Source organism: Lysinibacillus sp. RS11 (genome assembly GCF_042019215.1).
Taxonomy (GTDB): Bacteria; Bacillota; Bacilli; order Bacillales_A; family Planococcaceae; genus Lysinibacillus; species Lysinibacillus xylanilyticus_A.
Genome location: NZ_CP168124.1, coordinates 2,163,150 through 2,176,430, shown reverse-complemented (window position 1 = coordinate 2,176,430; position 13,281 = coordinate 2,163,150). Strand labels below are relative to the sequence as shown.

The 13,281-nt window shown below is 38.1% G+C and carries 15 protein-coding genes; 3 read left to right on the top strand and 12 right to left on the bottom strand.

The features are described 5' to 3' along the window. Positions 1-181 precede the first annotated feature (181 nt). Together AB9L17_RS10995 and AB9L17_RS10990 are read right to left on the bottom strand one after the other, a co-directional pair. The gene (locus AB9L17_RS10995; RefSeq protein ID WP_175401766.1) at positions 182-355 is read right to left on the bottom strand and encodes a hypothetical protein; all 174 of its coding nucleotides are present in this window, start codon (positions 353-355) and stop codon (positions 182-184) included. 303 nt (positions 356-658) lie between these two features. Further along, complete coding sequence (locus AB9L17_RS10990; RefSeq protein WP_375200603.1) at positions 659-1,663, bottom strand: phosphotransferase enzyme family protein; 1,005 nt, start codon at positions 1,661-1,663, stop codon at positions 659-661. A gap of 757 nt (positions 1,664-2,420) precedes the next feature. Between AB9L17_RS10990 and AB9L17_RS10985 the strand changes: the two genes are divergently transcribed. Then, entirely contained in the window at positions 2,421-3,134 is a 714-nt protein-coding gene (locus tag AB9L17_RS10985) for an aminoglycoside phosphotransferase family protein (RefSeq protein WP_375200602.1), read from the top strand. 271 nt (positions 3,135-3,405) lie between these two features. Here the strand turns inward: AB9L17_RS10985 and AB9L17_RS10980 are convergent, their stop codons facing one another. The 4 genes from AB9L17_RS10980 to AB9L17_RS10965 form a co-directional block, all read right to left on the bottom strand. Then, positions 3,406-3,966, bottom strand: coding sequence for a GNAT family N-acetyltransferase (locus AB9L17_RS10980; protein WP_375200601.1), 561 nt, complete (start codon positions 3,964-3,966; stop codon positions 3,406-3,408). Between the two features lie 118 nt (positions 3,967-4,084). Beyond that, on the bottom strand, positions 4,085-5,089 hold the full coding sequence (locus AB9L17_RS10975; RefSeq protein ID WP_375200600.1) for a DnaD domain protein: 1,005 nt from the start codon (positions 5,087-5,089) through the stop codon (positions 4,085-4,087). Between the two features lie 253 nt (positions 5,090-5,342). Next, a complete protein-coding gene (locus tag AB9L17_RS10970; RefSeq protein WP_068985429.1) occupies positions 5,343-5,762 on the bottom strand; it encodes a hypothetical protein in 420 nt (139 codons plus the stop codon). 384 nt (positions 5,763-6,146) lie between these two features. After that, positions 6,147-6,662 (bottom strand): gamma carbonic anhydrase family protein, encoded by a 516-nt coding sequence (locus AB9L17_RS10965; RefSeq protein WP_375200599.1) that lies wholly within the window; start codon positions 6,660-6,662, stop codon positions 6,147-6,149. A gap of 74 nt (positions 6,663-6,736) precedes the next feature. Between AB9L17_RS10965 and AB9L17_RS10960 the strand changes: the two genes are divergently transcribed. Together AB9L17_RS10960 and AB9L17_RS10955 are read left to right on the top strand one after the other, a co-directional pair. Further along, a complete protein-coding gene (locus AB9L17_RS10960) occupies positions 6,737-7,714 on the top strand; it encodes an NAD(P)H-dependent flavin oxidoreductase (RefSeq protein WP_223556778.1) in 978 nt (325 codons plus the stop codon). After that, positions 7,711-8,115: a PaaI family thioesterase gene (locus AB9L17_RS10955; protein ID WP_375200598.1), complete on the top strand. Its 405-nt coding sequence runs from the start codon at positions 7,711-7,713 to the stop codon at positions 8,113-8,115. The genes AB9L17_RS10960 and AB9L17_RS10955 overlap by 4 nt, the downstream gene beginning before the upstream one ends. Positions 8,116-8,154: 39 nt before the next feature. Here AB9L17_RS10955 and AB9L17_RS10950 read toward each other — a convergent pair whose 3' ends face one another. The 6 genes from AB9L17_RS10950 to AB9L17_RS10925 form a co-directional block, all read right to left on the bottom strand. Next, on the bottom strand, positions 8,155-8,442 hold the full coding sequence (locus AB9L17_RS10950) for a hypothetical protein (RefSeq protein WP_375200597.1): 288 nt from the start codon (positions 8,440-8,442) through the stop codon (positions 8,155-8,157). A 129-nt stretch (positions 8,443-8,571) separates the two neighbouring features. Next, positions 8,572-9,396 carry a phenylacetic acid degradation operon negative regulatory protein PaaX gene (paaX, locus tag AB9L17_RS10945; RefSeq protein ID WP_068985433.1) on the bottom strand — a complete coding sequence of 275 codons (825 nt, stop codon included), beginning with the start codon at positions 9,394-9,396 and terminating at the stop codon, positions 8,572-8,574. A 21-nt stretch (positions 9,397-9,417) separates the two neighbouring features. Next, complete coding sequence (locus tag AB9L17_RS10940) at positions 9,418-10,194, bottom strand: enoyl-CoA hydratase-related protein (protein ID WP_223556784.1); 777 nt, start codon at positions 10,192-10,194, stop codon at positions 9,418-9,420. 235 nt (positions 10,195-10,429) lie between these two features. Then, a complete protein-coding gene (locus tag AB9L17_RS10935) occupies positions 10,430-11,116 on the bottom strand; it encodes a hypothetical protein (RefSeq protein WP_375200596.1) in 687 nt (228 codons plus the stop codon). 27 nt (positions 11,117-11,143) lie between these two features. After that, on the bottom strand, positions 11,144-12,346 hold the full coding sequence (locus tag AB9L17_RS10930) for an acetyl-CoA C-acyltransferase (RefSeq protein ID WP_223555311.1): 1,203 nt from the start codon (positions 12,344-12,346) through the stop codon (positions 11,144-11,146). Beyond that, positions 12,343-13,212: a 3-hydroxyacyl-CoA dehydrogenase gene (locus AB9L17_RS10925; protein WP_223555309.1), complete on the bottom strand. Its 870-nt coding sequence runs from the start codon at positions 13,210-13,212 to the stop codon at positions 12,343-12,345. The genes AB9L17_RS10930 and AB9L17_RS10925 overlap by 4 nt, the downstream gene beginning before the upstream one ends. Between the last annotated feature and the right edge of the window lie 69 nt (positions 13,213-13,281).

Here is a 13,281-nt window from a genome sequence, read left to right as displayed (position 1 = left end):
ACTATACATAACGTTTCTCACATTATTTTACAACACTTTCTAGTTCATCATTCAACTAACATGCTTATGTTGAACAAGAAAAAAGAGCCGTCTAAGCAACTCGACTGTCTTCAAGTAAAGCACCCCGTTACTTTAAGTATATTTTTTCACATACTTAACCCATTCGCATTAAAAAGCTACTTCAAAATAGCCAAATCATAGAGGGTAAAACCACCAGCAAAAATAAGCCAGTGAACATATACTTTATGTATTGTCTTCTATTTACGCCTTCTTTTAATTCCCATAGCCCTAAAGTTATAAAATATAGTCCAACCAAAACCGAGATAATCGGAATTACAATAACTAAACCAACCATTCGGACGCCTCCCTTTAAAATCCTTCTTTTTGACCGTTAGTTTAAGTACATTTCTTCACAATCTTCAAATCAATTTTAACATAAATATCCATAAAAAAAATCAACTCTAAGAAAAATGAACTGCTCCGTTTAAGTACATCTTTTCAATCCCTATAATAAAATTAACATAATTATCCAAATAAAATAATTCTACTTTATTATTCATTTTATTAAAAACAACACAATTCCTATTTTTCGAGCTGTACAGTTATTTATGAGATAAAAGTAAAAGCCACTCCCAAAAGTTTGGAATGGCTTATTAATTTATTTCATGTTATCCTGTTGCCATGGTTTTTGAAAGCTTTGTCTTAATTCGTCTGCAACACGAACTAATTTACCCCTCAATCCAACAAACCAAGATGGCGTTTCATTTATTTCACCATAATCCAAAGACTTTACTATTTTGGAGAACTTATATAAGTTTGCATATCTTTGAAACTGCGGAAATTGAGCCACTACATCATTTTCTAAATCCATTTTGGAACGATATCCGTTCAAAAAAGATTGAAGCAGTAATTTTGAATGAGGATTGTCATCGTCAATAAAATCATCAAGTGCTGTTACAATATCAAGTGCATACCAGTGATATATTGCATCATCAAAGTCGATTATATTGAAACTATGATCCTTATCCTCTTCCAAAAAGATATTATCCAATTGAAAATCATAGTGTATCAATCCGAACACCCCTTTGTTAGTAGGTAACGATTGAAGCCAATTCGACACCCTACTTAGCTCTTCAAGGGCTATTTGTTCTCCTGGATGCTTTTTAAATACACTTTCCATGAATTGTACTGTGTCCAGCCAACTCTTTCTTCTTTCTGACACAGGCTCAAAAGTTTTTGACAAAAAATGAAGTGAGGCAAGTGATCTTCCCCATTTCTCCATCTGTTTTGCAGTAATAGTATCGGCATCCAAATTGATTCCGTTTGCTGCACTAAAGACAACGGCAATATATGTTCCTTCTGGTGTTTTTAGTGTTTCAATTAGTTCTCCACTTATTGATTGAATTGGCGTTACCGATGGAAATCCATTTAATCGCAAATATTGCATAAACTCTAACTCAGCTTTTATTTGTTCAAAAGATTGATCCTGCTCAAAACTAATTCTCAAAAAATTTTGAACTTGATTACGTTCAAAAGCATACACAAAGTTTGAACTTGCACGCCACAACTCCAAAGTTCCCTCGTCATATTCCCAGAATTGAACGAGACGCTGAGCAACAGCGTCGGAAGCTACTCCTCTTACCATGTTTCCTAAATTCATCATCTTTTATTTTTCCTCCCATTACCTTTGAGAGGATTAAACCTTAGTTAAGAGTAATGCCTCTCATTAGCATGCTATTTTGAAATTCTATCATTTTCAATATGTCACCCCTTCCTTAAGTTTCGGCTATAAAAACTAAATAGCCCTATATATATACTAATTATACATAAAATCACAAATACCTTTTTTGAAATTTCTGCCCTAATAGGTCATTAAGACTTACTACAAGAAGAAAAAGAGCTGCCGTATCATGTTTGTTCAGCAACTCTTTCACCGGTTGTTTAGAATTTATTAATGATTTTGACTAACCTCCCATTACCCATCCATCTAGCGCAAAACCAGCGCTACATCACAGAAAATGAAAGATGATCAATTTCTTTCATGGGAGTTGAATAGGAAATTATTGTTTATATTTACTCATTCATCGTCCTTATTCCACTTATATGGAATTTCCGCCCATTTATATAACAGAATAAACAAGAACATAATAAAACTGGACATTATGTTTTCAATCCAATTAACTTCTTTGTTAAAAATAAACTTTAACGCGGTTAATACCACAAAAAATATTAATGGCAATCTGATACTTTGCTTAAACATACTATCACCGACTTTATTAGAGTTAGAAAAACAGGGGGTACAAACGCAAAAGCGATTGAATACAAAAATGATGCAAATTTAACTGTCATGTTGCTAAGTTACATTGAAGGAACTCCTGCAGATGAGCTCATAACACATATCGAGTCTTAAGAGTTATTCATTGCTAGAGAAAATTGATAAAGGATATTCACCAGATGAAAAATACATAGTAACAATTGGTCAAACCAAGTATTTTATACGCTTATCGGACATGAAATATCATGAAAAGAGAAAAATAGAATTCTCATTGCTTAGAGAGTTAGAAAAACAAGGTGTACAAACGCATAAAGCGATTGAATACAAAAGAGATGCAAATTTATCTGTCATGTTGCTAAGTTACATTGAAGGAACTCCTGCAGATGAAATCATAAAGAACCTTTCAGATATGGAGAAATTTACGATTGGCTTTGCAGCCGGCAAAGAATTAAGAAAAATTCACCAACTACAAGCCCCACACCCTATGAATCGGGAAGCTGAACAACGAAAGAAATTCAACTATTATTTAAGTGAATATCAAAAGGTTCGCTTTAAAATTCCACAGGAGCAGAAAATACTCGATTATATTAATCACAATTTTCACCTGCTAAAAGATAGACCTGTAACCTTACTCCATGATGATTTTCATCTCGGACATATCATCATATTCAATCGTGATTTCAATGGAGTAATTGATTTTAATGGTTTGATTTTGGAGATCCCTATCATGATTTTTATAATCTTTCCTTGTTTAGCAGAAGACTTAGTATTCCTTATTGGATTGGACAAATTAATGGTTATTTCTCAACGTCACCTGATGATACTTTTTGGCGGATATTCGCCTTATATGCAGCCATGAATATATTTTCCACTATCGTGTGGACTAAACAATACGATCCTTCATCTTTTGATGATGCTTTAGAAAGAATTCATTTGATTATCCAAGATCATGATGATTTCACTTCCGCTAAACCTTTATGGTATAAAGCTCTTTAATTATCCAATTATCATATTGCTCAGACAATTTGGATGTCAGAAAGTGATGGTATAACTATTTTTAACCTCACGGATCGTAGACCTATTCTTGACGGTTTATATAAAAAACCACACCTTCTGACAGAGAGAACATATTATAGATATTCCCTTTTCAATTTTGAGAAAATAACAAGATCAACATACTGACCTTTCTCAAATTCAGGCTCTCGTAAAATACCTTCTTGTTGAAAATTTAATTTTTCCAACAATCTTAGCGATGATGTATTTTCTGGTTCGACTTTTGCTTCTATTTTATTAATGTTCATCTTTGTAAAAGCAAAATGTATGATACTTTCTAAGGTCTCTTTCATAATGCCCTTACCCCAATAAGTAGGCATTAAATCATAACCAATTTCTATACGATTATGGGCCTTTTCATAATGTAAAAATCCACATGTTCCAATTACTTTTTTAGTCATAGGATCTTCAATTACCCACCTTAACCCAATCTGTTCTTTAAAAATTTTTTCATACCAATTCATTTCATGTTTTGCATCCTCAATTGACTTAAACGGTGCCAATGGTATGTATTTCACAACACTTTCATCGGAGTAAAGCTCAAAAAGGTCAAAACAATCATTTTCCTGTGCTTTTCGAACAATAAAACGTGCCGTTTCGAATTCAGGAAAAGTTGTAAAATTAAAATTTGTGCTCATAAATGTGCCCCTTTGCTTTATAGTAAACTTCCATTTTATAGTATCATATTATCCAAAAGTCGGTATATTTCCTACATTGATACAAAAGCTTTTGCTTTAGGATTGAATTGAAAATATCTCACCTTCTACTCCTTTTAGCCTCCCTTAAAGTTGCCAAAATTTTTTGACGTTCAGCTTCAAAATCAATAGCTTTGCCCGCTTCCGTATCATTGTTATCCTCATGCCGTTGATGGAACCATTCAGGAACAATTTCTTGACGCCCTTGTTGATTGGATCGGATTGAATGATGTCGTTGTTTTTTTTGAGCGGTATATCGAAGTCGGTGGGCTTCTACCTCCTCAATCGTTCTAAATTTTTTGTTAGTCCAATCGTGTAGAATTTTCTCAACGTAATTCCAACGAAGTATATTGTTTTCTACTGCTAGTTTCATCGCATGAATAACAAGCTCTTCCGAAAGGTCATCAATCCAGTGACCGATTTTGTATGCAACATGAGCAGCTAAAGCGCCAAAGCCATTTTGCTCATAAAACTGGAAAGCCGTTTGTATTTTTGAATGATTTTCTGCTGACAAATGGCTCCTATCTTCATTGTTATTTTTATTTAGTAAATTATTATTTAGTAAATTATTATTTAGTGATTTATTAATTAGTAGTGACGGATTTTCCGTTAGCGGGTTCTCCGTCAGCGAGTTTTCCGTCAGCGGGTTTTCCGTCAACGGGTTCTCCGTCAGCGGGTTCTCCGTCAGCGGGTTCTCCGTCAGCGAGTTTTCCGTCAGCGGGTTTTCCGTCAGCAGGTTTTCCGTTACCTGATTTTCAGTAAACGGTGCAGATTGTGGTGTTTCGAAAACTAAGAGATCCATTTTGCCAAACTTTCCAAGGTTTGTTCTGCCCTGCTCCTTGTGAATATAGCCAGCATTCGTTAGCTCCTTGATAATGTTAGCCGTTGTATCACGACCACACTTACTTCGAATGGCTAAATCAGCAATAGAAAATAACCAATCATTTGGCAATGACAACATGTAAGCAAGTAAACCTTTTGCTCTCCAACTTAAACGATTGTCATTCAAAAATCCTTTATCCAACACGACATAATTATCTTTTTTTTGAACTCTAAATATGACCATGATGCCCCTCCTTTTGTTTTTGAGATCTAAGGACAATTGCGTTTCAACCAATCACACTTCTTCGCAATTCCACTTTATTAACTTATATACAGGTTTTGACAACAATAAGGGACAAAGCTTTACTATTTTTTTTGCAAGATGAACTACTTTGCTTTAGAAAGCAAAAAAAATTAGGACATGCTACAGGGGCATGTCCTAAACTTTTGCAATTAAATGCAATGTTGCTTTTTCTTTTTTACAATCTATAAACGTTCTATTGATATAACTCTTTATAAACAATTACTTTAAGTGCCGTAATTTCTTCTTCCGTTAATTTACCTTCCATTTCTTGAATGACCTGTTCTTTTGTCATCGAACCATTTTGTACTTTTACTCTTATATTATTAAGCTCCGAAATACCAACTTTTTGAATTAATACTTTTGTAGCTTCTTCTTTAGTCGTAAACGGCAATTTGCTGCTGTCTGCAGTTTTAGCCTCTTCCATATATGTTTTTAGTTGTGGGTCACTTTCAATCACATTCTTAATTTCATCTTTTTGTCCGCTGTTCTCTAATTCTGTTGATACTGTATCTGCTATCTTATCAGATGCAATTTTTGTACCATAATGATAAACCCCATAACCAATAACACCTAGGAAAATTAAAATAATCAGAAGGAATTTCATGAATCTCATATTCTCACACTCCTTAATTCTACACTTTATCAGGTACGTATTATCCTCCCTAATTAAATAGAAGGCTCTGAATTCCGCTACGGGCTCCTCGCTTTCCTGCGAGAAGTTTTGCTTTGTGACAAAAGCGAAGCGACAGGATCAACACGCCTGAATCTTTATAATACTATATAGTGTGGATAAATGAGAAATGATAACCTTTCATATATCATTCCTCATTTTTAAATCCAAGCTCATCAAGTTTTCACTTCTTTTGGCAGCAATCAAAATCGAATGAAGACAAAATGAAAAGGACTAAGTTCAAGACGATACTGAACTCAATCCTTACAAAATGTTTACCTTTTTGGGTTTACAGCCATTACTATTCAAAGAGAACTTCAGCTAAAATTAGTCCTCTAGTATTTCTTTAAATTCTTTTCCTTTTTGTACGTATGTGTCGATTGATAGCTGGATTAACTCGATGTCTTTGTCTTGCAGTTGGCGTACGACTTTTCCTGGTGAGCCCACGACCAATGAACGTGGCGGTATTTTAGAGCCTTGTGTGATAAGTGTGTTTGCACCGATAATACACTCTTCCCCAATTTCAGCATGATCTAAAATAACAGAACCCATACCAACAATCGAACGGCGACCAATTTTACAACCATGTAAGACTACTTGATGGCCTACTGTTACATCGTCTTCTACAACTACCGGTGCCCCTTCATATAAATGAATAGTTGCATTATCTTGAATACTACAGCGTTTTCCGATCGTGATGCTGTCTTCATCGCCCCGTAGTACGGCGTTAAACCAAATAGATGATTGTTCACCAATCGTAACATCTCCAATAATATACGTGCCTGGTGCTTGAAATACTGAATCATGAACATTTGGCTTTTTTAAAGCGTATGTAATCTCCATTAAATTCATCCTTTCATTCATCTGAATATTTTGCTAGAATTTAGTATAACACATTTTAAACGGAGGTGCTATTTTTGAATCAATTATATTCTGTATTAGCAATTCAATTTCCAATTATTCAAGGTGGAATGGGTAATATCAGTAGCCCTGAACTTGCGGCAGCTGTATCGAATGCAGGTGGCTTAGGGACAATTGGCTGTGGAACAATGACTCCTGCTGAAGTTGAGGAACGTATTGTAGCAACGAAGCAACTTACACAAAAACCATTTGCGCTTAATGTGCCAATCAATGTTAATCCTCATACAAAAGAATTATTGCAATTGGCTATAACACATAAAATACCGGTCGTTTCATTATCGGCAGGTAATCCAACATTATATATAGAGAAATTGCATGCTCATCAAATTCGTGTGATTGCTGTTGTAGCATCTGTGAAACAAGCTCTTAAAGCGGAGCAAGGTGGCGCAGATGTGATTGTTGTGGAAGGTTATGAAGCTGCAGGAATTAACTCCAATTTAGAATTAACAACCTTTACATTGATTCCTCAAGTAGTTGATGCCGTTTCTGTACCTGTAGTGGCCGCTGGTGGTATTGGTGATGGACGTGGCTTGGCTGCTGCATTCATGCTTGGAGCAGCCGGTGTACAGATGGGAACACGCTTTATTGCAACAAAAGAAATGCCTGTACATCCGACCTATAAACAAAGGCTACTGGATGCTACTGATGTGGAAACAGTCATTCTAGGACGCTCGGTTGGACAGGTTCGCCGTGTGTTACAATCACCGTACGCCTCCTCACTGCTTGCTGACGAAGCTGAAGGTATAACTCTCGTTGACTATCAAGAACGTACATCCGAAATCTTTCATATTAAAGGGGCTATTGAAGGTCAGGAACAAGCTGGTTTTATGAATAGCGGTCAAATTGCAGGAATCATTCAAGACTTGCCGACCGTTGCGACTCTTATCGAGAATATGATGGAAGAAGCTCAGAACTGTCTAAATCGTACATTACTGAATAATTTCAAAGACTCAGTTAGGAGTGTTCAATCGTGACCTTAATCGATTTAAAACGAGTGATTGCTGGAGAAATTAACCCACCAGCGTGTGATCAAATGTTAGGTATCCAAGTAAAATCGGCTATTGCAGGAAAAGCCGTTTGCTCTTGGGAGGTGGACGAACGTTTTTTAAATGGTCATCAAGTCGTAATGGGCGGGTTCATCACTTCGGCAGCCGATATCACGATGGCCTATTCCATGGCTTCTATATTAGAAAATAATCAAGGATTCGCATCGATTAATCTGCAAACAACATTTTTACGACCACTTCACATCGGAACTACTATGATTGAATCAATAATTGTCAAACAAGGGCGAAAAACATGCTATGTAGAGGCATCCGTTTTCCAAAATGAGCAGTGTATCGCCAAAATAACATCTTCTATCATGATCCTGTAAACAAAAAACTTATCCAATATCGGAAAGCTCTCAAAATGTTTAAAAACAAATATTTGTTGCTATCGCACAATAAAACATCTGTTGCTGTCGCTTCGCTTTCGCACAAAAAAATATCTGTTGCTGTCGCTTCGCTTTCGCACAAAAAAACATCTGTTGCTGCCGCTTCGCTTTCGCACAAAAAAACATCTGTTGCTGCCACTTCGCTTTCGCAAAAAAAACATCTGTTGCTGTCGCTTCGCTTTCGCACAAAAACATCTGTTGCTGTCGCTTCGCTTTCGTGCAAAAACACCTGTTGCCACGAGACCTTTCAGCGAAGCACAGCCGCAATGGAAATTACCCCCTCGCGTTACCGAAGAACTATACTTTAATACGACACCTTAATTTTACTGATTCCATAGTTTTTCAACACTAAAAAAGCTTATCCAAAAAAATATGGACAAGCTCTTTTTTCGCTTTTTAATTATCAGCATGAAATATTTCTTCAAAGAAACGGTATGATGGACCTTCTAGTAAATTATAATATTCTTGGAATAAGAGCGCAGCATGATTTCCACTCCACATAGGCGGTAATAATTCTTGTGGCAGTCCTGGATCGATAAATAAGAACTTACGATATTCATGAACGAGATTTGTACGCTCTACAAAACACTCCGCATCCGACATTTCTTTTCGTGAGATTGTGCTTTGATGGATAATGTACTGCTTACTATATTGATCCATAAACTTCTCATAACGGGCTTCAATCTCAGCCAACGACCAGCTTTTTTCAATAAGCGTTTCATGATCATGAGGGCCTATATATTCAGCTGTAAAAAAGTCTACATAATTAGCAACATCATATTTTTGAATGAGTAGTTTAACCTCTTCTTCTAAATTATTCGGAGAGATCCAACAGCCATTCGAAAAGGAACCAAATCCACTCCATAAGAGCTCTTTCCGTAATTCATCCCGTATTTGACGCTTATCTTCTGGAATTGAGTACATCAAAAGTCGCCATTGTCCATCCCACTTCGTCGGTTTCAATTTAAAAATACGATTTGCCGCTTCTTGCATCCGCTTTTCACCGCGTTTTGTTAAAAAATAATAACTACGATTCCCTCGTTTTTCTGATTGCAGCCATCCTTGTTTGACCATTCTAGATACAGAAACGCGTACATTTTGCTCTGTGTGACCAAATTCTTTTAACAAACGAATCAAACTACCAATCCAAATTTTTGAACCGTAATGCATGATATAATCGCCATAGAGCGTAAAAATCATCGACTGTGTATTTGCGCCCATTCTCTCCCTCTACTTTCTTACTCATTTTCCTTGAAATGCAGGTTGGCGTTTCTCACTAAATGCCTGTAATGCTTCAAGACGATCCTCTGTCGGAATGACTAGCTCATATGCCTTCGATTCGATGGCAAGACCCGTTTGAATATCGGTATTCATCCCTTGTGAAATGGCATATTTGGCTTGACGAACAGCTACAGGACCATTTTGCATCATCCGCATTGCGAGTGATTCACATTCCATTAACAACGATTCACGGGGCACTGTCTTTAACACGATGCCTAGTGATGCTGCCTCAGAAGCTGTAATTTTCGCTGCTGTTAGGATCATTTCTTTCGCCTTCATTTCGCCGATTAAGCGTGGTAGTCGTTGCGTACCACCTGCCCCAGGGATTATTGCCCAACTTGTTTCAGTTAGTCCGAGTAGTGCTTCATTTACTGCAATCGCAAAATCACATGCTAATAACCATTCAAATCCCCCACCTAGTGCATGTCCATTGACTGCCGCTATAGTTGGTTGTGGTAAATTCGCTATACTATTAAACACGTCTCGAATTGCTCGTACGTTCCGATGTACTTCTTGTATTGTTAATGTTTTTCGTTCTTTTAAATCTGCACCTGCACTAAATGCCTTATCACCCGCACCTGTAAAAATTACGACGCGGACATTCTCAGCTATATGTAATTCGTCCACTATTTGTTGCAGTTGCGACAACGCATCATAGTTGAAACAATTTAACACCTCTGGACGATTTATTGTTACATAAGCAATATAATTTTCTATTCTAAATGAAATACTTTTCATTTGCAAACTCTCCTTTTTCATTTGTCTATTTAAAAAACGGCACATCGATTGCGCCGTTTCATATTTTTGAAAAAACTATTATGTCAATAAAATTAAGCTGTCCTATTAAACAGTGAAAAGATTGTAATTCTGTTGTTGCGATCGCTTTGCTTTCGCACAGAAAACATTTGTTGCTGCCGCTTAGTTTTAATATATTAAAGTGACATGCCAGAAGATACATGCTAGGTGATATGGGTCATTGGAGTGGAGGCTGGGCGACTCCTTGGGGATCAGCGATAGAGGAACGAAGGCTAAAACCATCACTTCCTGTGATAACGACTTCGTGACCAACATCATGCTGCTGTCGCTTCGCTTTCGCGCAAAAAACATCGTGCTGCTGTCGCTTCGCTTTCGCGCAAAAAACATCATGCTGCTGTCGCTTCGCTTTCGCGCAAAAAACATCGTGCTGCTGTCGCTTCGCTTTCGCGCAAAAAACATCGTGCTGCTGTCGCTTCGCTTTCGCGCAAAAAACATCGTGCTGCTGTCGCTTCGCTTTCGCGCAAAAAACATCGTGCTGCTGTCGCTTCGCTTTCGCGCAAAAAACATCGTGCTGCTGTCGCTTCGCTTTCGCGCAAAAAACATCGTGCTGCTGTCGCTTCGCTTTCGCGCAAAAAACATCGTGCTGCTGTCGCTTCGCTTTCGCGCAAAAAACATCGTGCTGCTGTCGCTTCGCTTTCGCGCAAAAAACATCGTGCTGCTGTCGCTTCGCTTTCGCGCAAAAAACATCGTGCTGCTGTCGCTTCGCTTTCGCGCAAAAAACATCGTGCTGCTGTCGCTTCGCTTTCGCGCAAAAAACATCTGTTGGCCCGAGACCCTGGAGCGAAGCGAAGCGGCAGCAACAAAGCGCCCAGCCGGAACGGAAATCACCGCCTCGCTTTGCCAAAGAGTCATACTTTGTTCTTTTTAATGATCATTCAATATTTTCAATAATCGTTGCAATCCCCTGCCCTACACCAATACACATAGAAGCAAGTCCATATTGTACGTTTTGTTTTTTCATCTCGTAAAGTAATGTTGTCACTATTCGGGCACCGCTTGCACCAAGTGGATGACCAAATGCGATCGCGCCTCCATTGACATTCACTTGCGCTGGATTTAGTTCAAGTTGCTTAATAGATTCTAATGCTTGGGACGCAAATGCTTCATTGATTTCATATAAACCGATGTCATTTGTTGTTAGGCCAGCGCGTTGTAATGCTTTTCTTGAAGAATGGATAGGACCTAACCCCATAACAGCAGGCTCTAATCCTGCAACAGCACCTGTTACATATCGTGCTAATGGTGTTATACCTAACTCTTTTGCTTTTTCTGCACTCATTAGTAATAATGCTGAGGCACCATCATTCACGCCAGAAGCATTACCGGCTGTAACAGTCCCATTTTCAAAAATAGGTCGTAGTTTAGCAAGTGCTTCTAATGATGTATCTGGGCGTGGATGTTCATCTGTATCTACGATGATGTCATTTCCTTTTTTATCTTTCAAATAGACGGGTACGATTTCTTCTGCGAATCGATTTGTAGCCATCGCTTTTTTCGCACGTTGTTGACTTTCAAATGCAAATGCATCTTGTTCCTCACGGCTAATGTGAAAGCGCTGGGCTACGTTTTCAGCAGTTTGCGGCATTGTATCTGCTCCATACATATTTTGCAACTTCGGATTCGTAAAGCGCCAGCCAATCGTCGTATCAAACATCTTTTGATCGCCTCTTGGATAATCTACTTCCGGTTTACCCATTACAAATGGCGCACGCGTCATACTTTCCGTACCACCTGCGATAAAAATATCGCCTTCACCACTTTTAATAGCCCGTGCTGCGAAATGTATAGCATCCATTCCCGAACCACAAAGTCGGTTAATGGTTGTTCCTCCAACTTCAATTGGTAGTTCAGCAAGTAATGCAGCCATCCGCGCGACATTTCGATTATCTTCTCCTGCTTGGTTGGCATTTCCGAAAATAACATCCTCAATTTGTTCAGCTGACACTTTTGGGTTTCGTTCTATAAGTGCCTTAATGACAATAGCAGCTAAATCATCCGGCCGAACGGTTTTTAATGCACCTTTATAACGTCCAATCGGTGTACGTACAGCATCTACAATAACGACTTCCGTCATTTTTTCACCACCTCTTTTTGCTCGCTATAGTCATAGACACCTTTCCCACTCTTTCTCCCTAAACGTCCAGCTTGGACATATTGTTCGAGCAGTGGTGCTGGGCGGTATTTTTCACCGAGCTTTTCATGTAAATAACGTAAATTATTTAGACGTGCATCAAGACCGACTAAATCGACCAATTCGAATGGCCCCATAGGATAATTCAAGCCGAGCTTAATCGCTTTATCGATGTCTTCCGGACTACCCAAGCCTTCTTGTAACATGTAAAAGGCTTCATTACCAACAAGCGCACTAATACGACTTGTAACAAAACCTGGAAACTCATTAATGACGACAGTTTGTTTACCCATTTGTTTCGCAATTTCGCAAATAGTTTGGACCGTCTCATCACTTGTTTCCAAACCTCTAATCACCTCAACGAGTTCCATTTTATGGACAGGATTAAAGAAGTGCATCGCGATTGTTTGTTCAGGTCGCTTTGCATAGGAAGCAATTTCTGTCGGGCTCATTGTTGACGTATTTGTTGCAAATAAACAATGAGGGGATGCATACTGTTCCATCCGCTCAAAGACAGCTCGTTTAATGTCGCTTTTTTCGGGTACAGCTTCAATAATTAAGTCTGCTTCATTTGCGACAGTCGCTAAATCTGTTACATAAGTCAGACGTAACATCGCTTCTTGTACTTGTTGCGCTGTTAATTTTCCGCGTACAACGGATTTTTCGAATATGGAGTTGATTTCATTTTGAGCATTTTGTAACGCCTGTTCGTTTATGTCTATAATAGCTGTTTCGAAGCCACTAACTGCACTTACGTAGGCAATTCCACGTCCCATAACCCCTGATCCGATGACAATAACTTTTTTCATTTAAACTGCCTCCTTATTGTGAAAACCATATACGAAGAGTGGAATATCTCATCGCATATGGTTTTTGTC

Coding starts and splice junctions, on each gene's coding strand:
- AB9L17_RS10925 (WP_223555309.1), bottom strand. CDS start 13,212: ATGAAAAAAGTTATTGTCATCGGATCAGGGGTTATGGGACGTGGAATT.
- AB9L17_RS10975 (WP_375200600.1), bottom strand. CDS start 5,089: ATGGTCATATTTAGAGTTCAAAAAAAAGATAATTATGTCGTGTTGGAT.
- AB9L17_RS10995 (WP_175401766.1), bottom strand. CDS start 355: ATGGTTGGTTTAGTTATTGTAATTCCGATTATCTCGGTTTTGGTTGGA.
- AB9L17_RS10965 (WP_375200599.1), bottom strand. CDS start 6,662: ATGGAGATTACATACGCTTTAAAAAAGCCAAATGTTCATGATTCAGTA.
- AB9L17_RS10970 (WP_068985429.1), bottom strand. CDS start 5,762: ATGAGATTCATGAAATTCCTTCTGATTATTTTAATTTTCCTAGGTGTT.
- AB9L17_RS10940 (WP_223556784.1), bottom strand. CDS start 10,194: ATGAAAAGTATTTCATTTAGAATAGAAAATTATATTGCTTATGTAACA.
- paaX (WP_068985433.1), bottom strand. CDS start 9,396: ATGGGCGCAAATACACAGTCGATGATTTTTACGCTCTATGGCGATTAT.
- AB9L17_RS10930 (WP_223555311.1), bottom strand. CDS start 12,346: ATGACGGAAGTCGTTATTGTAGATGCTGTACGTACACCGATTGGACGT.
- AB9L17_RS10980 (WP_375200601.1), bottom strand. CDS start 3,966: ATGAGCACAAATTTTAATTTTACAACTTTTCCTGAATTCGAAACGGCA.
- AB9L17_RS10990 (WP_375200603.1), bottom strand. CDS start 1,663: ATGATGAATTTAGGAAACATGGTAAGAGGAGTAGCTTCCGACGCTGTT.